The sequence below is a fragment of the Aeromonas sp. FDAARGOS 1416 genome, assembly GCF_019048085.1.
Lineage (GTDB): Bacteria > Pseudomonadota > Gammaproteobacteria > Enterobacterales > Aeromonadaceae > Aeromonas > Aeromonas veronii.
The window spans coordinates 1,745,464-1,766,752 of record NZ_CP077301.1 but is presented as its reverse complement, the minus strand read 5'-3'; the positions used below and the strand labels follow the sequence as shown (position 1 = coordinate 1,766,752).

Annotated in this window: 16 protein-coding genes; 11 read left to right on the top strand and 5 right to left on the bottom strand. The window is 57.6% G+C overall.

The window, feature by feature from the left end; all coding sequences use genetic code 11:
* Window positions 1-244: 244 nt before the first annotated feature.
* Window positions 245-1,615, top strand: coding sequence for a leucine-rich repeat-containing protein kinase family protein (locus I6L46_RS07805; protein ID WP_216977813.1), 1,371 nt, complete (start codon window positions 245-247; stop codon window positions 1,613-1,615).
* 292 nt (window positions 1,616-1,907) lie between these two features.
* The gene (locus I6L46_RS07800; protein WP_005337003.1) at window positions 1,908-2,555 is read left to right on the top strand and encodes a thiopurine S-methyltransferase; all 648 of its coding nucleotides are present in this window, start codon (window positions 1,908-1,910) and stop codon (window positions 2,553-2,555) included.
* 332 nt (window positions 2,556-2,887) lie between these two features.
* Here the strand turns inward: I6L46_RS07800 and I6L46_RS07795 are convergent, their stop codons facing one another.
* Window positions 2,888-5,674: an insulinase family protein gene (locus tag I6L46_RS07795; RefSeq protein ID WP_216977812.1), complete on the bottom strand. Its 2,787-nt coding sequence runs from the start codon at window positions 5,672-5,674 to the stop codon at window positions 2,888-2,890.
* Between the two features lie 162 nt (window positions 5,675-5,836).
* Here I6L46_RS07795 and sixA point away from each other — a divergent pair, with 162 nt between their 5' ends.
* From sixA to I6L46_RS07780, 3 genes are all read left to right on the top strand, one after another.
* A complete protein-coding gene (sixA, locus tag I6L46_RS07790; RefSeq protein ID WP_216977811.1) occupies window positions 5,837-6,304 on the top strand; it encodes a phosphohistidine phosphatase SixA in 468 nt (155 codons plus the stop codon).
* Window positions 6,305-6,437: 133 nt separating this feature from the next.
* Window positions 6,438-6,644 (top strand): DUF1107 domain-containing protein, encoded by a 207-nt coding sequence (locus I6L46_RS07785; RefSeq protein WP_005336998.1) that lies wholly within the window; start codon window positions 6,438-6,440, stop codon window positions 6,642-6,644.
* Window positions 6,645-6,808: 164 nt separating this feature from the next.
* Window positions 6,809-7,726, top strand: a complete 918-nt coding sequence (locus tag I6L46_RS07780; RefSeq protein ID WP_216977810.1) for a DMT family transporter — start codon at window positions 6,809-6,811, stop codon at window positions 7,724-7,726.
* Window positions 7,727-7,876: 150 nt separating this feature from the next.
* Here the strand turns inward: I6L46_RS07780 and I6L46_RS07775 are convergent, their stop codons facing one another.
* Entirely contained in the window at window positions 7,877-8,362 is a 486-nt protein-coding gene (locus I6L46_RS07775; protein ID WP_005333614.1) for a cell division inhibitor, read from the bottom strand.
* Between the two features lie 230 nt (window positions 8,363-8,592).
* Between I6L46_RS07775 and I6L46_RS07770 the strand changes: the two genes are divergently transcribed.
* Window positions 8,593-8,790: a DUF4250 domain-containing protein gene (locus I6L46_RS07770; RefSeq protein WP_042055771.1), complete on the top strand. Its 198-nt coding sequence runs from the start codon at window positions 8,593-8,595 to the stop codon at window positions 8,788-8,790.
* A gap of 375 nt (window positions 8,791-9,165) precedes the next feature.
* A complete protein-coding gene (locus I6L46_RS07765) occupies window positions 9,166-11,640 on the top strand; it encodes a glycogen/starch/alpha-glucan phosphorylase (protein WP_216977809.1) in 2,475 nt (824 codons plus the stop codon).
* A gap of 63 nt (window positions 11,641-11,703) precedes the next feature.
* On the opposite strand, the gene I6L46_RS07760 is transcribed toward I6L46_RS07765, so the two are convergent.
* Window positions 11,704-13,086, bottom strand: coding sequence for a DASS family sodium-coupled anion symporter (locus I6L46_RS07760; RefSeq protein WP_005333606.1), 1,383 nt, complete (start codon window positions 13,084-13,086; stop codon window positions 11,704-11,706).
* A gap of 161 nt (window positions 13,087-13,247) precedes the next feature.
* Entirely contained in the window at window positions 13,248-13,682 is a 435-nt protein-coding gene (gene trxC, locus I6L46_RS07755) for a thioredoxin TrxC (protein ID WP_005352560.1), read from the bottom strand.
* A gap of 187 nt (window positions 13,683-13,869) precedes the next feature.
* Between trxC and I6L46_RS07750 the strand changes: the two genes are divergently transcribed.
* From I6L46_RS07750 to I6L46_RS07735, 4 genes are all read left to right on the top strand, one after another.
* Entirely contained in the window at window positions 13,870-16,674 is a 2,805-nt protein-coding gene (locus I6L46_RS07750) for a response regulator (RefSeq protein ID WP_216977808.1), read from the top strand.
* A gap of 166 nt (window positions 16,675-16,840) precedes the next feature.
* A complete protein-coding gene (locus I6L46_RS07745) occupies window positions 16,841-18,577 on the top strand; it encodes an ABC transporter transmembrane domain-containing protein (protein ID WP_216977807.1) in 1,737 nt (578 codons plus the stop codon).
* The gene (locus I6L46_RS07740) at window positions 18,574-20,325 is read left to right on the top strand and encodes an ABC transporter transmembrane domain-containing protein (protein ID WP_216977806.1); all 1,752 of its coding nucleotides are present in this window, start codon (window positions 18,574-18,576) and stop codon (window positions 20,323-20,325) included. Before I6L46_RS07745 ends, I6L46_RS07740 begins: the two co-directional genes overlap by 4 nt.
* A gap of 167 nt (window positions 20,326-20,492) precedes the next feature.
* On the top strand, window positions 20,493-20,966 hold the full coding sequence (locus I6L46_RS07735) for a DUF4442 domain-containing protein (protein WP_005352552.1): 474 nt from the start codon (window positions 20,493-20,495) through the stop codon (window positions 20,964-20,966).
* Between the two features lie 33 nt (window positions 20,967-20,999).
* On the opposite strand, the gene ybcJ is transcribed toward I6L46_RS07735, so the two are convergent.
* The gene (gene ybcJ, locus I6L46_RS07730) at window positions 21,000-21,233 is read right to left on the bottom strand and encodes a ribosome-associated protein YbcJ (protein ID WP_005361116.1); all 234 of its coding nucleotides are present in this window, start codon (window positions 21,231-21,233) and stop codon (window positions 21,000-21,002) included.
* Window positions 21,234-21,289: the final 56 nt, after the last annotated feature.

The following is a 21,289-nucleotide window of genomic DNA, read 5'->3' as shown; positions in this document are numbered from 1 at the left end:
GTTCCAACCGACTTGGGTTTGACCCCCACTATGGCAACCACTCCTCGCTGGAACGACCCGAATCTTGCTCTCTTTCTCTCCAACTCGTTTTGCTACATGTCGATACAGGCCTTCGTGGCAACAAAAGGGGCGAACTGAGCCCCGAATTCTTTATAATGCCCCCCTTTAAAATCGCCGAACCCGGGTTCGGCGCGCTGATGGCTGGCTACACCATCAGACAGGTCATCAGGATTGAGAAACGGTTATGCATACTCTGGAACAGCTGCGCGCAGGTGAACTGTGCGGTGCCCGCCATCTGAAGCTTTGTGAAAACCTGACGGAGTTCCCCAGCGAGATTTTGAGCCTGAAAGAGACGCTGGAGGTGCTGGATCTCACCGGCAACCAGCTAAGCACGCTCCCCGACGAGCTGGCCGGGTTTGGCAAACTGCGCATCATCTTCTGCTCCGAGAACCGCTTTACCGAGCTGCCCGAGGTGCTGGGGCGCTGTCCTGCGCTCACCATGGTGGGCTTTAAGGCCAACCAGATCGACACAGTTTCGGCCAAGGCGCTGCCTGCGGGGTTGCGCTGGCTGATCCTGACCGATAACGCAATTGAGCAGCTGCCTGATGAGCTGGGCCAGTGCGACGCTATGCAAAAGCTGATGCTGGCGGGCAACCGTCTGCGCGAGCTGCCCGCGAGCCTTGCCAACTGCCGCAATCTTGAGCTGCTGCGCATCGCCGCCAACCGCATCGAATGCTTCCCCGAGTGGCTGCTCTCGCTGCCTCGCCTTTCATGGCTCGCCTACTCCGGCAACTCCTTTAGCGAAGGGGCGGAGGCGCGGGCCATCGATGATGCCCATGTCGCGCCCATTGCCTGGGAGACGCTGGCGCTGGGCGAGTTGCTGGGGCAGGGAGCATCCGGCGTTATCCATCGCGCCACCCTTGTGGGTAATACTGCTGATGAAGTGACTCAGGCGAGCGGCAGAGCCGATGCCAGTCAGGTGGCGGTCAAGCTGTTCAAGGGGGCGGTGACCAGCGACGGACTGCCCCGCTGCGAGATGGCGGTATCGCTGGCGGCGGGCACTCATCCCAACCTTATCAAGGTGATGGGCAAGGTGGCGGATCACCCCTCCGGCATTCCGGCACTGGTAATGGAGCTGATCGATCCGGCCTTTGCCAATCTGGCCGGGCCGCCGAGCCTGGACTCCTGCACCCGGGATGTCTATCCCGAGGGGCTGGATCTGAGTGTGCTGGATGCGCTGGCGATGGCCCACGGCATCGCCTCGGTGGCGGGCCATCTGCACCGCGCGGGCATCATGCACGGGGATCTCTACGGCCACAATATTCTGTTTACCCGCGGGCCTGACGCCCCGGCTCGCGCTCTGCTGGGGGATTTTGGCGCCGCTTCCTTGTATGACCGCTGCGACCGCGAGCGGGCCGTAGGACTTGAGCGACTGGAAGTGCGCGCCTTTGGCTGCCTGCTGGAGGAGCTGCTGGCCCATTGCGATACGCAAGACTCACCGCTCGATGGGTTGCATCAACTCAAAGCGGCCTGCCTCTCTGAACTCCCCGCCGAACGCCCCGATTTTGCTTATATCGAGCGCCAGCTGGCGGCCGCTCGCGCCACGCTGTCGTGACTTTTTTGGCGTTGGTAGGCACGTTTTGGCCTGCCAACGTCATTTCTTTCATTCCTTTCATTCCTTCATCGCCATACACCCATGACGTTTTTGCATGGGTTGGTATACCTCTGCCCGTTATAAACGTACCCAATAGCGCTCATTGCGACTGCGAGGCGCACGGCAAGGGGATGTCCCGTAATTCGCTCGATAACACGCAGAGGCTGCGCGGCAAAAAGGGGAGGGCAGAGGGTTGCGCGGTGCCGGTTAAGTTGTGATATTGAGGCATCTTTAGTACAGAAGGGTAATAACGATGGAAGCTGCGTTTTGGCATCAGCGTTGGGAAGAGAACCGAATTGGCTTTCATCAGGCGGACTTCAACCACTGGCTGCAATCTTGGTGGTCAGCCCAGCAAGCGGACGAGCCGGTGCTGGTTCCCCTGTGCGGCAAGTCCCGCGACATGCTCTGGCTGAGCGCTCAGGGTCATCCGGTCGACGGTTTCGAGCTATCGAGCCTTGCCGTCAGCCAGTTCTTCAGTGAAAACCAGCTCGCCGCGACCGTCAGCGAGGTGGGCCCTTATCAGTGCCATCAGGTGGACAGCCTGCGCATTTTTCAGGGGGATTTTTTCGCCGCCCCCAGTCTGGGTCGCCGTTACCGGCTGGTCTATGACCGCGCGGCGCTGATCGCCCTGCCGACCGCGATGCGCCGCCAGTATGCAGCCCTGATCAGTTCGCTGGTCGAGACCGGTGGCCAGATCCTGCTGGTGACCCTTGAATATCAGCCTGAGCAGCAGAGTCAGCCCCCCTTCTCGGTGGGTGAGATGGAGGTGCGAGCCCTGTTCGAGCGCGATTTTCGTATTGAGGTGCTGGGGCGCGCCGCCGAGGTGGATCACCCGCGGGTGCTGTCGGGTCAGCTCTCCTACTTCGATGAGGTGGCCTACCGGCTGGTTCGCCGGGGTTAACGGGCAGCTAACGTGCGGCCAAAGGGTGATCTGCGCCGACAAATCATCGGGCTACGCGCTCTTCGCTACCTCCTTTGACGTAGATCAACGTGACTGGCGGGGGGAGTGCCTAATATGAGGCTGTTTCTCAATCACTGTTGGCATTGCAAAGCGAGTATCGGGTCTTTCCCGCTTGCTGATCAGCAACTCAGTGTCTGATTTTCACGCTCATGTTCACTTTTGGCGGCTTTGGTCGCAATTGTTATGGTTTTTCCAGCCGACCCTGATGGGTCGGCTTTTTATTGCCTGCGATATGCCGTAGGAATGGAAAAACGGGGGATGTCGAGGCCTGATCAGGCCTCGAAGGTGGCGGCATTGAGCCGAAATGCCCGTGGATCGTCGATAAACTGGCCGGTGATCCGCTCGTCATGTTCGTGCCCCTGACCATAGCTGCAGAGGATCAGCCGATCGGAGGTGCGCGAGCGCAGTTGGGTGATAAAGCGCACTAGGTCGGCGCGGCTCAACTTGCCCACCTCGTCGCAGACCCGTTCCCGCTGATCAAACCCCAGATCCTTGTTGCCGATGCTGACCCACAGCCGCTGGCCGCGACTGCGCAGATTGGCATCCCGCTCGCTCAGCTGGGCTTGAAGCCCCGCCTTGCTCTCTTGCCACTGCTGCTCGGTAAATTCGAGCATGGCGAGCGGGAAGAGGTCGATAAACTCCTCCACCGCATCGAGCAGGATCTGCGGCCCCGCCACCGGCGACTGGATATAGAAGATCAGCCCCGGGTGGCGATTGAGAGGCAGGTTACCGGCGCCCACCACATAACCCAGTTGCTGGCGGGTGCGCAGCTCGTGGAAGAAAGTAGAGGACATGATGTGGTTTGCCAGGGTGAAGCATGCGAGATCCCGCGCCCGGGTGGTACGGGACTGGTAGTAGACCAGGAGCGCCGAGTCTTCGTGATCGCAACCCTGCTCGCGAATAAGGGTGCCCCTGTCCTGAATGGAGATGAGCGGGCGGCGGGTCTCGCCGCTCGGCTTGCTGCTGGTGCCATTGATGTCGCTCAGGTGGCGCTCCATCAGGGCGGCCAGCTCCAGTGCTTCGGCGGCAGTCCAGTCGCCATGCACCAATGCCTCGACATGCACCTCGCCAAACAGCTGGGCCACGAAGCCGGGCATCTCCTCCAGCTCGACGGTGCGCAGGTGGCGCAGCAACTGCTCGAACGGCGGGTTGTTCGGCTGCAACAGGCTGGTGAGCTGGTTAAAGAGCTGGGAGATGGGGCGCGCCTTGGACTGGTTGTCCCAGTTGCGAATGAGCTGCTCCTTGATCTCGGCGAAGCGACCCGGATCCGGATACCCCAGGGTGCGGTTGCCGAGGATCATGTCGAGCAACAGCGGCTGCTTGTCGGCAAAGCCGCTCAGGTTGATGGTAAAGCCCCCCTGATGGGCATAGATCTGGTAACCCAGCCCCGCCAGCTCCGCCGGATAGGTGAGGGCGTTGAGGTGGTCAGCCAACAGCTCCACGGCGAGGCGCGCCATGGCGATATTGCGCGGATTTTTGACCGCATGTTCGCTGTCGATGGAGATATAGAGATTGCCCTTGGGCACGCTGAACAGGTGCTCATGGAGGTGCCAGAGGCGAAAACCGGGGCGATCGATAAGGCAGGCTGGCATGTCGGCGGCAAGCTCGGGTGTGCGCGGATCGAGCCTACTGCTGATAAAGGGGTTGGGCTTGGGCAGCGCCAGCGCCGGATCCGGTTCGCTCTGCTGCCAGCGAATTTTCTCGGCCTCGGTAATGGTCGCCACGCTATAGGGGGTCTGATACCAGCGGGCCAGCCGATCGGTCGCCACTTCCGGCGCAGTGATGGTGATACGCAAATTGTGCGGGGTGAGCTTGGCGAGGAAGCGGCGGATCAGCCCCTCGTCATATTCGCGCATCATGTAGTCGCCGTAGAGCAGCTCCTCAGGTTTGTAGCTAAAGAGGTTGAGCACCAGCCCCGACACCGTATCGAGGGGGCGGCCGCGCTCCTGAAAGCGGAACGCCGATTCGAGTACGGTCCGTTTTTCGTCATAGCGCCAGCTCTGCAGCCCTTCGCGGCCGATCAGTTTCAGATAGCCAAACAGGGCGGCGAGGATGTCGTCCACATGCTCAAGGCCCAGAGGGGTGAGGCCAAAGTTGACGCCAAAATCCTTGAAGTTGGCGCCGCTGATGCCACCGCCTGCCGAGAGCTGATTGACCCAGCCTTTCGCCTTGAGCAGGGAGAGCAGGCTGCCATCCCCCTCATAACCAATCAGATGGCTCAGGAAGGTGAGGGGCTTTTTGTCGTAAAACTCGTCCACATTGGGCAGGGGGAAGCTCAGCGACAGCTTGCGGGTCTCCTTGACCGGATTGATGTGGATGCGCACGCCGAGATCGTCGAGCCGGTAAAGCGGCATGGTGAGGGTCGGGGTTCCCAAATTGCGATTCAAAATGGGAGCAAAGTAGCGACAGCACCACTGCAACTGGGTATCGATGGATTCCGGCGAGATCATCACCAGCGCCATGCGATCCGCGCTGTAGTGGCTTTCGTAAAAACGGATAAGGTCGGAGCGCAGATCCCGTCCCGGCAGATCGGCCAGGGTATCGAGGTTGCCCACCGAGAACTTGGAGAAGGGGTGCGCCGGGTTGACCGTCTCTTTATGCACCTGATAGCTGCGGCGCATGTCGTCCTGCAGCTTGAGGCGATACTCGGAGTCGACCGCGTTGCGCTCCTTGTCCACCCACTCCGGATCAAACGTGGGGCAGATAAAGAACTGGGAGAAGCGATCTAGCCCCGCTTCGAAGAAGCCGTTGTCGATCTCGAAGAAGAAGTTGGTGAACTCGGTGCCGGTCCAGGCGTTGTTGCTGCCGCCATGACGGCTCATAAATTGCTGGTACTCACCAGGCTTGGGGTAGGTGCAGGTGCCGAGAAACAGCATGTGCTCCAGAAAATGGGCCATTCCCTGCCGGTCAGCGGGATCGTCAAAATGGCCGGTATTGACCGCCAGTGAGGCGGCGGATTTGTCGGTGTCGGGATCACAAATCAACAAGACCCTGAGCCGGTTGGCCAGCTCCAGAAAATGGTATTGCCGATGGTCATTGGGACTGGCATATGGGCTCATTGGCGTGTGACTCACGTTGGATTTATTTGAATTTAAACATGATTATCGACCCCGCTATCCCGTCAGGCAAACCCTTTTCTGAGAGGTAGCGCAATTGTTTCCACACCCGTGGCGGGGTAAGATCCCCCGGCTATCAAAACAGGCCCGTTGGGCGAGGTTGTAATGAAGATCTATATCATGCGTCATGGCCAGGCTGGCATGAATGCGAAAACAGATGAACAGCGTCCATTGACCGAGCAGGGTATTGAAGAGTCTATCCAGATGGCCCGCTGGCTGGCGCCTCAGCTGATTGGCCCGCTGGATAGGGTGATCCACAGCAACTATCTGCGGGCACGCCAGACCTGGCAAGCCATATGCAGTGAATTGCCTGACGCAGCAGCCGTTGAAGAGAGTGGCGACATTACCCCTTACGGTGATCCCGCTTTCGTGGCCAGCTACCTCACCACTTTGGCGCAGCAACATGACCAGATCCTGATGGTCAGCCATCTGCCGCTGGTGGGTTATCTGGTGCAAAGCCTCTGTCCGGCCGCAGGAGCACCCATGTTTGCCACCTCGGGGATTGCCTGTATCGAGTGGCACGATGGCAAAGTAGCCTTGCTCTGGCTCGAAGGGCCGCATACAATAGGCTAAAAGTTAATAAAAAGTTATAGATTGAATTTTTTGGGAAGAGATGGGCGAGTTTTCCGGATTTTTATAAATATTTTACGGAATTAATTCGCAGAAGCTGCTGTCATACGGATACAACTGCAAGAGGTTGCAAACGATGAGAGTGTTCAAGAAGTACCTGCCACTGATGGTGGCAAAGCATGTCAAAACCTTCTTTAAAGGTCGGATTTACATCCATGGTCGGGGGCGGTTTGATTTCCAATCCGGTTTGTTGCTGATGCCGAATCCGGCGGATATTCCCCATCGCCAGACAGTCACCGAGGTCAACGAGCTGATCTCCAGACTGCACATGGATGCCGCGTGATGCGCTTCTGAACCTGTTTCTGCACTGATATGCCCGCACTTTTGCGGGCATATTTGTTTCTGGCGGCTGGCGTTCACCGCTTGGCTGTTCAGGCCCACACCTTTGTTTATCTCTCATCGCCCCCTATACTGGCCCGCTGTTGTCTCTTCGGTCTGGATCCTCTCATGCCCCTTGCCTTTCTGTTTCCCTTCTCCTGCATTGCCATCTGGGCTGGCAATGGCATTGTCAGTAAACTGGCGGTTGGTGTTTTGTCTCCTGCAGCCTTGGCCTGGTCGCGCTGGGTGGTGGCTGCGTTGGTATTAAGCCCGTTTCTGGCCCGTCGGGTATGGCGTGCGCGTGCCCGCATTCGTGCCGGTTTTTGGCAGATCGCCATGCTGGCCTTGCTGGGCATGGTGCTCAACCAGACTTTTGGGTACTACGCGGCGCAAACGCTAGGGGCGACCGAGATGGGACTGATGATGGGACTGACGCCGCTGTTGACCGTGTTGTTCAGCATCTGGCTGCTGCGCGAGCGGCCCACCTGGGGCGCTGTACTGGGGGCGCTGCTTTCCATCCTTGGCTTGTCTATCTTGCTGGGGCAGGGGAATCCGACCCGGCTGTTTACCCAAGGCATTCATATCGGCTCTGTCTATATGCTGATCTCGGCCGGTACTTATGCCCTTTACAGCGTGCTGCTCAAGAAGTGGGATCTGGGGCTCGACAACTGGTCGCTGCTCTACGGTCAGGTGATCTGCAGTGTGGTGATCCTGACCCCCTTCTTTTTGCTGGTGGATGGCCAGTGGCCTGATGGGCGGGCCCTGTGGCTGATCCTCTATGCCGGTATCCCCACTTCGGCGCTCTCGCCCTGGCTCTGGATGCAGGGCATCGCCCTGCTCGGCGCCAACCGTACCGCCATCTTTATGAACCTGCTGCCGGTGATGACGGCTGGCCTTGCCATCACCCTGCTGGGGGAGCGGCTGACCAGCTATCACCTGATCGGGGGTGGGCTGACCCTGCTGGGTGTCTTGCTGGCACAGCTGCTGGTGCGTCCGGTGGTGATGGGTCGCCGCCGGGTGGTGTTGGCACCCTGTCCCGAAGAGTAATCTTGCGTGAAAGCGTAAGTGGGCCCAATGGCCGCCAATGAAAAGCGCCTGCAGCAATGCAGGCGCTTTTCATTTTGCTGGGATTTTACTGAGTAATGATGGCAATGGCTTTGTCGTTGCAGCCATGCCCAAGAATGGCCAAATTTTAACTTAGTGATTTAGATAGATATCTTGCTCTGCATACGCCAGCAGAGGTGTGCCGAGGTTAGTCCGTTTCGCGCCAAAGAAGCGGGTGAGTACGCCAGATTGCTGTCCCAGTCGCTGCAGCTTGACGTGATCCAGCTCGATCTGCTCAGGCAGCCAGGTAAATACGGCGGCGCAGTGACCATTGCCCAGACTGCGCTCCAGGGTTTGCTGCCAGTTCTTGATTTTGGGGCTATGTACCACCAGCACTCTCTTGGGATCGATACCTCGCTCTTCCAGACGGCTGACTGTGGGGCGTCCCGGCGGGGCGATCAGCAAGATCCAGCCGGTATGAGCCTCCCCAAGCTTTGTCAGCTCGCTCAGAAACTGATCATCAGACTGGATAGTCACACCATAATGAGCCAACTCCGCTTTGCAGGCGGTTCTGGTGGGCCAGGGCTTGCTCATGACACGATTCATCGCAAAGGGCAGTGAGTGCAGGGGCTGGTTCATATATGGGGTTCCTGTATGAATATCCAAGCTGTATGTGCATACAGTAGTTATATCCTGTGGCAGTGACAAGGTGTTTTTGCTGAAAAATGTGATGGTGTTGGCATGTGTCGTTAGTAAGGTTATGTTTTTAAACACTATTTAATATAAAGCTGGTTGGGTGTTTTTCGTACTATGGACAAACCTTGCGTAACCGCCCATGGTTATACAGGTCATTTACAGGAGGTGCCGCCATGGATATCAGTACCTTGCAACATCTTGATGCCAACATCTTGCTGGGCATCATCAATGAGAAGCTAAGGCTTGAGTGTGACGGGTTGGAGGAGCTGCTGGCCTATTACGATATGAGTGAAGAGCAGTTGGCAGGACGTCTGGATCAGATTGGGTACCATTACGATCCATTGAGTAATCAGTTCAAGGCACATCTTTAAGGGTGCAATGATTGCTTCATATTTATACGGTAATTTTTCAGGCACATTGAAACCGGTTTCAATGTGCCGTCTTGCTGCCTATTTTCAGGGATTTTCAAGGCTTGGCAATCTCTGAAAACCTATTCATGCCAGAATATTTTTATTGTTTCATTAAGTTTATGATAATAAAGGGAATGCTTGTTTTTATGCGATCAATTAAAGGAAAGGGTTTTCAAGCTTTTCAGGCTGTTTTTATCGGTTAAAGTGTGACTTGCGTTAACTTTTAATTCTGCCGCTTTAGTTAGTATTCTCACGCCGGTACATATTTTGAGATAACAACAGCGCCGGTCCCGCAAGCGGGATAACAATTTTATTTGTAACGAAGGAATATGGTTTATGGCTACCAAGAAGAAGACAGACCAGGATCTCCAACTGGATAAAGATCAGCTCAAGGCGAGTATCGTGCGTCACCTGCGTTCTACCTTGGGAACAAGCGAACAGAAAGCCTCTCCCGAAGCGTGGTGGAAAGCCACTGCGGCGGCCGTCAATGAACAGGTGTACGAGCGCCTGACCCGCACTCAGCAGACTCATTTCAAGAAAGATACTCGTGCGATTCACTATCTCTCTGCTGAATTCCTGATGGGACGATTGACTTCCAACAACCTGCACAACCTCTCCCTCTACAAGACTTGCGAAGAGGCGCTGGGCGAACTCGGTCTGGAACTGACCGACCTGTGCGAACAAGAGCCTGACATGGCACTTGGCAACGGCGGCCTGGGTCGTCTGGCTGCCTGCTTTATCGACTCGCTGGCCACTCTGAACTATCCGGCGGTTGGTTACGGTATCCACTACGAACACGGTCTGTTCCGTCAGGAAATCCAGGATGGCCGCCAGATCGAGCGTCCGGACTCCTGGCGTGAATATGGCAACCCTTGGGAGATTTGCCGTCCGGAGTCGGTACAGGAAGTCCCCCTCTATGGCTATGTCGAGACCGTGTTTGGTGACAATGGCGGCCTGAAGAAGGTTTGGCACGCGGGTCGCAAGATCAAAGGGGTGCCTTGGGATATCCCGGTAGTCGGTTTTGGCGGGAGTACCGTCAACATCCTGCGTCTGTGGGAATCCCGAGCCTCCGAGTTTTTTGACTGGGACGTGTTCAACGCCGGTGGTTACATCGACTCCCAGGCAGAGAAAGCACAGGCCGAAACCATCTCCAAGGTGCTCTATCCGAACGATGAGACCGATGCCGGTAAAGAGCTTCGCCTGATCCAGCAGTACTTTTTCTGCGCCTGCTCCATCAAGGACATCATGCGCCGCTACAAGCGGGTACATGAGAGCGACTTCAGCAATTTCGCGGCCCAGATCGCTATCCAGCTCAACGATACTCACCCCACTATCGCCATTCCCGAACTGATGCGAGTGCTGGTGGATGAAGAGGGGCTGGACTGGGCGGCCGCCTGGGAGATCAGCTATCAGGTCTTCTCTTATACCAACCACACTCTGCTGCCGGAAGCGCTGGAGAAGTGGTCGGTCAGCCTGTTCGAGAAAGTACTGCCTCGCCATCTGGAGGTGATTTACGAGATCAACGCCCGCTTCCTGAACGAGTTGGTGGAGCCCAAGTGGCCGGGCAACGATGCTATCAAAGCCAAGCTCTCCATCATCGAAGAGGGAGATGTGCGCAAGGTTCGCATGGGCAACCTGTGCGTGATCGGTTCGTCCAAAGTGAACGGTGTGGCCGAGATCCACTCCAAGCTGGTGAAGGAAGATCTCTTCCCCGAGTATGCCGAGCTGTGGCCGGAAAAAATGTGCAACGTGACCAACGGGGTGACCCCGCGTCGCTGGCTGCTGGCGTGCAACCCGGAGCTGGCGGGTCTCTACAACGAAGTGGTGGGCAAGGAGTGGCCGCTGCAACTGGACAAACTGCGTGGCGTGGTGAAGTTTGCAGACGACAAGGCGTTCCAGCAGCAGTTCATGACCATCAAGCGTCACAACAAAGAGAAGCTGGTCAAGGTCATCAAGGACGAAACCGGTATCGATGTCAGTGCCGAGGCGATCTTTGACGTTCAGATCAAGCGTCTGCACGAGTACAAGCGCCAGCAGCTGAACCTCATTCACATCATGGCACTCTATCGTCGTCTGCTGGCCAACCCGGACTATGACATGCATCCGCGCGTGTTTATCTTCGGCTCCAAAGCGGCGCCCGGTTACAAGCTCGCCAAAGACATCATCTATGCCATCAACAAGCTGGCGGATCGGGTCAACAACGATGCTCGTATCCAGGGCAAGCTGAAAGTGGTGTTCATGCCGAACTACCGCGTGAGTCTGGCCGAGAAGCTGATTCCGGCGGCAGATGTCTCCGAGCAGATCTCTACTGCAGGTTATGAAGCATCCGGTACCGGCAACATGAAGATGGCACTCAACGGTGCAATCACCATCGGGACGCTGGATGGAGCCAACATCGAGATCGCTGAAGAGGCGGGTGCCGAAAACTGTGCCATCTTCGGTCTGAACGTGGACGAAGTGAAGTCGCTGAAGGCGCGCGGTTACAACCCGTACGACTTCTACTATGCCAACTCCGAGCTCAAAGCCGTGCTGGACTGGTTTGATACCGACTACTTCACGCCTGGTCGTCCGGGTGAACTGGCTTCCATCAAGCGCTCCTTGCTGGAAGGGGGAGACCCTTACCTGACCCTGGCGGACTTCCAGTCCTACTCGGATGCACACAAGCTGATCGATACCTGGTATCGGGATCCGGCACTGTGGGCGAAGAAGGCCATCATCAACTCGGCCACCATGGGCAAGTTCAACTCCGACCGCTCCATTCAGGACTATGTGGATCGGATCTGGGATCTGAAGGCCTGCAACATCAGCTAATCGGATTCATAAATGAGAAAACCCCCGCAATGCGGGGGTTTTTGTTTATTGGGGGAAGCTGGATCAAAGGATATCGCCAACAAAGTAGGCCAGCAGGGCGAGCAACACGGTAAAGACAACGTTCAGAGCCATACCGGCTTTCATCATCTCCCTTTGGCGGATGTGGCCACTGGCAAAGACGATGGCATTGGGCGGCGTGGCGACTGGCAGCATAAAGGCACAGGAGGCACCGATAGCGATCAACACCGACATCACCACAGGTGATACACCCAGCGCCTCGGCGACACCGGCAAACAGGGGAACCAACAGTGCGGCGGTGGCGGTGTTGGAGACCAGCTCGGTCAGGAACACCACGAAGGCGGCCAGCATAAGCAACACGACAAAAATGTTGGCGTTGGAGAGTACGGCCGACAGATGGCTGGCCAGGAATGCGCTGGTACCAGTGGCCTTGAGAATGGCGCTCAGGGTCAGACCGCCGCCAAACAGCATCAGCACGCCCCAGTCGGTGTTCTGGTTGACGTCATCCCAGCTGGCGACACGGCTGACCACGATGGCCACGATGGCGCCCATGGCAATCAGGGTGTCGAGTTGCGGAATACCGCCAAAGGCGTTGGAGATGGGTTGTGATCCGATCCAGAGCACAACGGTGGTCAGGAAGATTGCCAGCGTCACTTTACGCTCGCGGGTCCAGTTGATGGTGACATCCTGGATCTCGACGCGGTGGCTGAGACGCGGGCGGGTCACCAGATAGAGCAGGGCAATGCCGCAGGGCATCAGGATCAGCACAACTGGAACACCGAATTTCATCCAGTCAGTGAAGCCAATCCCCATCTGGGCGGCTGCGATGGCGTTGGGTGGGCTACCCACCAGGGTGCCGATGCCGCCGATACTGGCGCTGTAGGCGATCCCCAGCAATACGAAGACGAAGGTGGCGCGCTCTTTTTTGCTATCGAGGCGTGCCAGCATACCGATCGCCAGTGGCAGCATCATGGCGGTGGTAGCGGTGTTGCTGATCCACATCGACATGGCGGCTGTGATGGTAAAGAGCAGGATGACGCCCCAACCCAGATGACCATTGGCCAGGTGCATCACCTTGCCTGCCATCAGGGTATCCAGTCCCTGTTTTGAGAGGGCTGCCGCGAGGGCGAAACCGCCAAAAAAGAGGAACAGGATCGGGTTGGCAAAATCGGTGAGGGATTTGCTCATGTCAAACACCCCGAGCACGGTAGCCAGCAAGGGCACCAGCAGCGCGGTGATGGTGACGTGCAGTGCTTCGGTCAGCCAGAGGATGGCGATAAAGACCAGAATGCCCAGCCCCTTGTTGACCATGGGGTCAAACGGGAGCCAGGCGAGCATGGCGCAAAGTAGCAAGACATCCAGGATGACGATCCCTGATTTGATGTCCAGCCAGCGAGATGGAGCAGAGGGTACAGCTGATGTGTGCATAATGTTCTCTCGGTTAATTTATGGTTGTTTTTGTGTTGCCGAGATTACATCCATTCACTTGTTTGAAACAGACTCACATGTTGAAAATCAGCCTCTACTCACATACTCATTGATAAAAATGAGGAAATGAACACATAAATAAAACATGTGCGAAATATAAATCAAACATCCATGAACTGTTCCAGCCATTGCTTGAACATGCTCTTGGGCAAGGAGCCATTTATCTGGTTCACCAGTTTGCCCTGTTGGAAGACCATCAGGGTGGGGATGCTGCGAATGGCGTAACGGGCGGCAATGGTGCTCTGTTGCTCGGTATCGACTTTGGCAAAGCGCATCCGTGGTTCGAGTTCATGGGCAACCTCATGAAATACCGGAGCAAACTGCTGGCAGGGGCCGCACCAGCTGGCCCAGAAATCGACCACGACCGGGATATCTGAGTTGATCAGGGTATCGAAGTTATCCGCATTCCCGAGGCAAGGGGTCTGGCTGAACAGGAGGGCTTTGCAGCGCCCGCATTTGGCAGATGTATCGATATGGGTAACGGGCAGGCGGTTCCTGGTAAAGCAGTGGCTACAATAAGTAGTGATAAATGACATAATTGGTTCCTTCTAAATCAGCTCTGGCCGGGGATATGATGAAAAGCCAGAATGAAGCAATCGCGAAACAATAGCGAAATATCAGAGCAATAACGGTAACACAGTGCCCAGCGGGAGTGGATAATTCCCCCAGGGTTCATTGCCTGACCGGATAATTCAGCGACCACCAGATGAGAGTCGAGACGGGATGAATAAAGGATCACGGAAAAACCGTGCTGTGCCAGGGCTGATTGTTGCCCTGCTGCTTGCCTTTTCGGGCTATTGCTGGCAGTCGCTCAGTCAGCAGCAGCAGGCCCACAACCTGAACGAAGCGGCCGAGGTGGTGCTGAACAGGATCAACGCCGATACCCTCTATCTGCTTGGGCGGGAGCAGGCCAATGACAGCAATGTCCAGCAGCGACTGAACCAGTTATCCATCACCCTTGACGGTTTTGTACGGGAAGTCAGAAGCGATCCCGAGCTGGTGCAAGACGACCTTTCCCAGGCTCTGCTTGATGACATGGACACCTATCTGATGGCGCTGGCCAGGCTTCATGCCATTGAGATGGCTATCGAGTACCTCAATGCGCCCCTGCAGGCCCAGATTAAAAAGGTGCGGGGGATAAGCCCGTCAGACAGTGCGCTTCATCGCGACCTGGAGGAGCTGGCGCAACTGAGCAACTATCTGCAGCGCAGTTGGGACAAACGTGAACAGACTACGCTGGACCAGCTGCAACAGCAGTTGCAATCCCGTTATGGCAACTTGCCGGAGATCGCTACCCTGATCCGTCTGAGCAAGGAGATGAGCCAGCAGGTGATTGCCTATCACACCTTGCGTTACCAGCTCATCGACATGCATGTGATCGAGAGTCTGGTGCGCTGGAAACTCGACAAGCTGGAGCGCGCCTCCTCTTTGATGAACCGCTTCTATCTGATGGTGCTGTGCGGGGCTTTGATCTGCTTTGCGCTGGTGGCCTTCACCCTGTGGCGCCGCAATCAGAAGCTGAGCGAGTTGTCGCGCCAGACCGGCTTGCTGGCCCAGGCCAAAAGCGATTTTCTGGCCAACATGAGCCACGAGATCCGCACCCCCATGAATGCCATCATAGGTTTTAGCTCGCTGGCACTGCAGACCGAACTGGATCAACAACAGCGGGACTATCTGGGCAAGATCAAATCCTCATCCGATACCCTGCTGCTGCTGATCAACGACATCCTTGATTTGACCAAGGTGGAGTCCGGCAAGCTGACGTTGGAGGAGATCGACTTCGATCTCAGTGAGCAGCTCGATTCGCTGGCGGGCATGTTTGCCGATCTGGCGGAGCGCAAACACGTGGAAGTGGTTATTCGCAAGTCACCGGAGGTGCCGGTCTTCTTGCGTGGGGATCCCTTGCGATTGGGACAAGTGCTGGTCAATCTGGTGAACAACGCCATCAAGTTTACCGAACGCGGTGAAGTCGAAGTCTGCATCGAGCTGGCCAATCCTCACCCAATGCGGATCCGCTTCAGTGTGCGCGATACCGGCATCGGCATTGCCGAAGAGAAGCAGACCCAACTGTTTCAGGCGTTTACCCAGCTGGAGGCGGGCAATACCCGCAAATATGGCGGCTCGGGGCTCGGGCTCAATATCTCCCAGCGGCTGGTGGAGCTGATGGGGGGGCGGATCAGCGTAGAGAGCAAGCCTGGCGTCGGCTCTCTGTTCAAGTTCGATATCCCGATGGCGCAGGCGGTCTACGGCGTGGCTGGACGGAAAGTCTTCTTCGAGAACCAGCCGCTGGTGATGGTGATGGATGACAACGAACTGGTGCTGGAGCTGGCCCGGGACATTCTGACTCGCGCGGGAGTGCGAGTGCTGCCGGTTAACTCCCTTTCCCGTGCCCGTCAGCTGCTCCGTGAAGAGGGACCGAATCTGCGGTTGGCGATCCTCGACTGGCGCATGGGTCAGGAGGATGGGCTCGATCTGGCGCTGGAGATGTATCAGCACAGTCAGTGGCGGCGGATCCCCATCCTGATGATCAGTGCCTGGGCCAGAGAGGGGCTACACGCCCGGATGGATAGCATGGGGCTGACCCATTTTCTGCCCAAACCGATGACCGAAAATGCCCTGCTGGCCAAGGTGGACGAGCTGCTCAACGGCAGCTCCTACGAGCTCAACCTGCGCAAGGCCGAGGCACAGGGGGATCAGCAACACTTCAAATCTCTGTTGCAGGGTACCCGAGTGCTGTTGGCGGAAGACAACCGGGTCAATCAGCAGCTCATCATCGAATATCTGCGGCGCGTCGATGCGGTAGTGTGTGTGGTCAGCAATGGTCGGGAGGCGGTGGAGCGGGTCGCAGAGCAGCCGTTTGACGTGATCCTGATGGATTTGCAGATGCCGGTTCTGGACGGACTCGATGCCACCCGCCAGATCCGCAAGATGGTCGACAAACACGATGTGCCCATCATTGCCCTCACCGCCAGTGCAATGCCCGGTGACAAGGAACGTTGTCTGGGGGTGGGGATGAATGGCTATGTCACCAAGCCGGTGAGCAAGCTGGATCTCTACAACAACCTGCTGCAGTGGGTAAAGCCGCAAGGGGTGGAGCAGGCGGGGATCATGGAGGTTAAACCGCCGGATATGATCGGGATCCTCGATCTGCAGGATGCACTCAAGCGGCTGGAGCAGGACAAGGAGGCGTTGCAGATCCTGTTCAAGCTGTTCATGTCGGAGCACAAGGACGATCTGTGGGAGATCCGCTCCGCCCTGCGCCGTCAGCAGCCCGAGGTGGCCAGCAAGCTGCTGCACACCCTCAAGGGGGTGTCTGCCAATATCTCGGCGGCCCGTCTGCAATTGGTGGCTGGCGAGCTGGAGTGGCGCTTGCGGCAAAACGAGGTGCTAAGCGAGACGGATCTGGAGCAGTTGCAACAGGTCTTTAGCCAGACCCGGGAAGAGGTGTCACACTTCCTGTTGACCGGTGAGCAGCATGAAAATTCGTATAATCCCTATTCATCAGGGGATGATCGCATGTCACAGTGAATTAAATAGTAATTATTCTCAACCATCCCGGTTCGGGATATGATGAGCTTTCGTTCGAATCGCCTCCAGCCGGAGGCGATTGTTTTCATTCTTCTATTTCTGCGTGGCTTCTCTGATGGCCGCTTCTTGGAGCGGTCACGGGCAGAGAGCGCTAAAGGTTGGTGGTGTGAGCGTATTTTTACGATTGAGCTGGTTTTTCAAGGAGCAGTGGCCCCGTTATCTGGCCGCCATCTCCCTGCTGCTGATGGTGGCCCTGTTGACCGTTATTCCGCCCAAAGTGGTGGGCTGGGTGGTGGATGGCATCACCAAGGGCGGTCTCGACAATGGTACCCTGATGCGCTATCTGGCGGGGCTGTTTGGTCTGGGTGTGCTGATTTATCTGCTGCGCTACGTCTGGCGGGTGATGCTGTTCGGTGCCTCTTACCGTCTGGCCTATGTGTTGCGCAATCGCCTGTTCAGTCATTTCACCCGGATGAGCCCCGATTTTTATCAGCGCCACCGTACTGGCGATTTGATGGCCCATGCCACCAATGACATTCAGGCTGTGGAGATGACCGCTGGCGAAGGGGTGCTGACCCTGGTGGACTCCATCATGGTCGGGGTATTGGTGCTCTCCATTATGTGCAGCCAGTACTCCTGGCAGTTGACGCTGGTCTCCTTGCTGCCGCTGCCGGTGATGGCCTATTTCATGAACCGCTTCGGCACCCAGATCTACACCCAGTTCAAGGCAGCGCAAGGGGCCTTCTCCAGGCTCAACAACAAGACTCAGGAGGCCCTTTCCGGCGTGCGGGTGTTGAAATCCTATGCGGTTGAATCGCTGGAAGATGAAGGCTTTGCCGAGCTGACCAAACAGGCGGGGGAGCGCAATATGGCGGTGGCCCGCATCGATGCCAAGTTCGATCCGGTCATCTATCTCTGTATCGGTTGCTCCTACTTCCTCGCGGTGGCGGGGGGCAGTGTGCTGGTGCTGCGCGATGAGTTGACCCTGGGTGAGCTCACCAGTTTCACCATGTACCTTGGGCAGCTGATCTGGCCGATGTTTGCCATCGCCTGGCTGTTCAACATCATCGAGCGGGGTAGCGCCGCCTACTCCCGTATCGAAAGCCTGCTGGGGGAGCGCAGCGATATCGAAGAGCCCGCCCAGCCGGCCGCGTTTACCTCTGCCTTTCCTTTGCAGATCAAAGGGGTGAGCTATCAACTTGAGCAGCGCACCCTGCTTGCGGATATCGACGTTACCCTCAAGCAAGGGGGGATGCTCGGGGTGGTGGGGCGCACCGGGGCAGGCAAGAGCTCCCTGCTCAAGCTGTTGATGCGCCTTGCCAATCCGACTCACGGTTCGATAGCCATGGGTGGCGTTCTGATTGACCAACTGCCGCTCGCCACATTGCGCAGCCAGTTTGCCTATGTGCCGCAGGAGCCATTCCTGTTTTCCACCACCATCGCCGCCAATATTGCCCTCGGCAAACCCGATGCGAGCCGCGAGGAGGTCGAACGGGTGGCGCGCATTGCCTGTGTCCACGATGATATCGTGCGTTTCCCCAAGGGCTATGAGACCGAGGTGGGGGAGAAAGGGGTGACCCTCTCCGGCGGCCAGAAACAGCGGCTGGCCATTGCCCGCGCCCTGCTGCTGGATGCGCCCATTCTGGTGCTCGATGATGCGCTCTCGGCGGTGGATGCCCACACCGAGCAGCAAATTCTGCATGCCCTCAAGGCCCATCGTCGCACCCTGATCCTGGTCAGCCATCGCATGACGGCGGTGGAGCAGGCCGACGAGATCCTGGTGCTGGAGCAGGGAACCGTTAGCGAACGGGGTCATCACGGTGCCCTGATGGCGCACAATGGCTGGTATGCAGATATGGTGCGTTATCAGCGTCTCGAAGAAGCGGTGGAGGAGAGCCTGTGAATCCGACCATTAAACGACTGCTCGCCTACTGCGCCCAGTATCCTCGCTGGCTGATCCAGGCGGGGATTTGCCTGCTGCTTGCGACCGGTGCCGAAGTGGCCGGGCCGCTGCTGATCAAGCTCTTTATCGATGACTATCTGGCGCCTCGCAATATCGTGCTGCCCACCATAGCCCTGATTGCAGCGGGCTATCTGGGTTTGCAGGTGCTGTCGGCGGCGGGTTTCTATCTGCAATCCCTGCGCTTTAACCGTATCGCTCAGGCGGTGGTGCAAACCCTGCGCGAGCAGGTATTTGCTACCGCCATCCGTTTGCCGGCCCGCTACTTTGACAAGCATCGCTCCGGCTCGCTGATTTCCCGCATCACCAACGACACCGAGGCGATCATGAACCTTTATGTGCAGGTGATTGGCTTGCTGGTGCAAAAAGTGGTGCTGCTGTGCGGCATCCTCATCTCCATGGCGCTGCTGGATCTGCGGCTGATGCTGGTCTGCTCCCTGTTGCTGCCCGCAGTGGGCGGGGTGATGTGGCTCTACCAGAAACTGAGTGTGCCGGTGGTGCGAGCGACCCGCAGCCTGCTCTCCGACATCAACAGCCGCCTCAACGAGTCGCTGCAGGGGATGCCGGTGATCCAGGCGATGGTGCAGGAGCGCCACTTTGCCAACGCCTTTGCCGAGGTGAATCAGCAGCACTGGTCGGCACGGATCAAGAGCCTCAAGATCAACGGCATTTTGCTGCGTCCCCTCATCGATCTCTTCTACATGATGGTGCTGATCGGTCTGTTGGCGCTGTTTGCCCACGAGGGACTGAGCAGCACTGGTGCCATTCAGGTGGGTGTGCTCTATGCCTTTATCAGCTATCTGGGCCGGATCATCGAGCCGCTCATCGAGATGACCAACCAGCTTAACCAGCTGCAGCAGGCGATGGTGGCGGGGGAGCGGGTCTTTGCCCTGCTCGATGAAACCCGCGAGAGCACCGGGGGCGAGCTGCGCCCGCTGGAAGGGCGGGTCAGTTTCGAGCGGGTGAGCTTCTCCTACGATGGCGAGCAGCAGGTGCTGCGGGAGGTCAGCTTTGCCGCAAAACCGGGCCAGATGCTGGCGCTGGTGGGCCATACCGGCAGCGGCAAGTCCACCATCATCAGCTTGCTGATGGGCTTCTATCCGCTGGATCAGGGGCAGATCCGCTTCGATGATCACGCACTGGATACTCTGTCGCTGGCGGCGGTGCGCCGCAGCATCGGGTTGGTGCAGCAGGATCCCTTTATCTTCGTCGGCACTCTGGCGGAGAACCTGCGTCTCGGCCGCGCCGGCATAGATGACGCGCGGCTCTGGCAGGCGCTGAGCGAGGTGCAGCTGGCCGAGTTTGTGCACAGCTTGCCACAGGGGATCAACACCCTGATGGAGGAGGGTGGCAAGAACCTTTCCGCCGGTCAGCGGCAACTGCTCTCCTTTGCCCGTGCACTGGTGGGAGATCCGCGTATCCTCATTCTGGATGAAGCGACGGCGAGTGTGGACTCCCAGACCGAGTTGGCGCTGTCGCAGGCGATCTCTGCTGCCCGTCGTGGCCGCACCACCATCGCCATCGCCCACCGCCTCTCGACCATCGTCGATGCGGACGAGATCCTGCTGCTCTCCCGCGGTCAGGTGAGCGAGCGGGGTACCCATGGTGAGTTGATGGCCCTCGGCGGTAACTATGCCCAGCTGTTCGAGATGCAGAGTCAGGGGGCCTGGCTCGAAGAGAAGCGCGCCTGATCGGCACATTTGCTGTAACAGCGACATGAGCGAAAAGAGGGAACCGGTGCGGTTCCCTCTGTTTTTTTGGGTTGGGCAAAAGGTCGTAAGCGTGATCCCTGTGCTTGTCGAATGGCGCAGATGCAGGCAACATGTTGTTTACATTAACTCATCGGATCAGTTCGCATATGGATTTGCAACGCTTCAAAGCCAATCTGGCACTTCGGCTGTTTGCCTGGCGCTATATTCCCGTCATCGGGTTTTGTGCCCCGATCATCGAAGAGATGAACGCCAAGGCGCTGCGCATTCGCATTCCCCTTGGCTGGCGTACCCGCAACCACCTGGGCAGCATGTATTTTGGCGCGCTGGCGACCGGCGCCGATCTGGTGGGTGGTCTACTGGTGATGGAGAAGGGGCGGCAGCGGCGCAAGAAGGTGCACTTCGCCTTCAAGGATGTGCAGGGGGAGTTTTTGAAACGACCGGAGGGGGATGTGCAGTTCGACTGCGCAGCGGGGGAGGAGATTGACGCCATGATCGACGAATCGTTGGCAAGCGGTCAGCGCATCAATCGCCCCATCCGGGTGGTAGCCACCTGTCCGTCATTGAACGGGGATGAGGCGATGGCGCGTTTTGTGCTGACCCTGTCGATCAAGGCCAGCTAGCGGGTTGCCGGAGAGTGGCTCCCCGAGACGGGGTTAGCCAATCTCCGGGCTGACGCCCTCTTTCACCACGACCTTCATGCCGTTGAAGTTGACCACCTGTTCGGCCACGATCTTGCAGCGCTTGCGGGTCTCGACCTGACCGTCCACCTCGACCAGCCCTTCGGCAACGAGGGCTTTGGCGGCGCCGCCACAATCGGCCCACCCCTGATGTTTGATAAGGTCACACAAGGCAACGAAGGGGTGACCTTCGAGCAGAAACGTCTCCATGGGAAATCCTCTAGATGGATGAATGCCGGATACAGCAGGGCGACTATTTTAGGCAG

Bases quoted from the DNA above. Each gene is read 5' to 3' on its own strand.
- I6L46_RS07770 (WP_042055771.1), top strand. From the start codon at position 8,593: ATGGATATCAGTACCTTGCAACATCTTGATGCCAACATCTTGCTGGGC.
- I6L46_RS07760 (WP_005333606.1), bottom strand. From the start codon at position 13,086: ATGCACACATCAGCTGTACCCTCTGCTCCATCTCGCTGGCTGGACATC.
- I6L46_RS07765 (WP_216977809.1), top strand. From the start codon at position 9,166: ATGGCTACCAAGAAGAAGACAGACCAGGATCTCCAACTGGATAAAGAT.
- I6L46_RS07795 (WP_216977812.1), bottom strand. From the start codon at position 5,674: ATGAGCCCATATGCCAGTCCCAATGACCATCGGCAATACCATTTTCTG.
- I6L46_RS07805 (WP_216977813.1), top strand. From the start codon at position 245: ATGCATACTCTGGAACAGCTGCGCGCAGGTGAACTGTGCGGTGCCCGC.
- I6L46_RS07780 (WP_216977810.1), top strand. From the start codon at position 6,809: ATGCCCCTTGCCTTTCTGTTTCCCTTCTCCTGCATTGCCATCTGGGCT.
- trxC (WP_005352560.1), bottom strand. From the start codon at position 13,682: ATGTCATTTATCACTACTTATTGTAGCCACTGCTTTACCAGGAACCGC.
- ybcJ (WP_005361116.1), bottom strand. From the start codon at position 21,233: ATGGAGACGTTTCTGCTCGAAGGTCACCCCTTCGTTGCCTTGTGTGAC.
- I6L46_RS07775 (WP_005333614.1), bottom strand. From the start codon at position 8,362: ATGAACCAGCCCCTGCACTCACTGCCCTTTGCGATGAATCGTGTCATG.
- I6L46_RS07800 (WP_005337003.1), top strand. From the start codon at position 1,908: ATGGAAGCTGCGTTTTGGCATCAGCGTTGGGAAGAGAACCGAATTGGC.
- I6L46_RS07735 (WP_005352552.1), top strand. From the start codon at position 20,493: ATGGATTTGCAACGCTTCAAAGCCAATCTGGCACTTCGGCTGTTTGCC.
- sixA (WP_216977811.1), top strand. From the start codon at position 5,837: ATGAAGATCTATATCATGCGTCATGGCCAGGCTGGCATGAATGCGAAA.
- I6L46_RS07785 (WP_005336998.1), top strand. From the start codon at position 6,438: ATGAGAGTGTTCAAGAAGTACCTGCCACTGATGGTGGCAAAGCATGTC.
- I6L46_RS07750 (WP_216977808.1), top strand. From the start codon at position 13,870: ATGAATAAAGGATCACGGAAAAACCGTGCTGTGCCAGGGCTGATTGTT.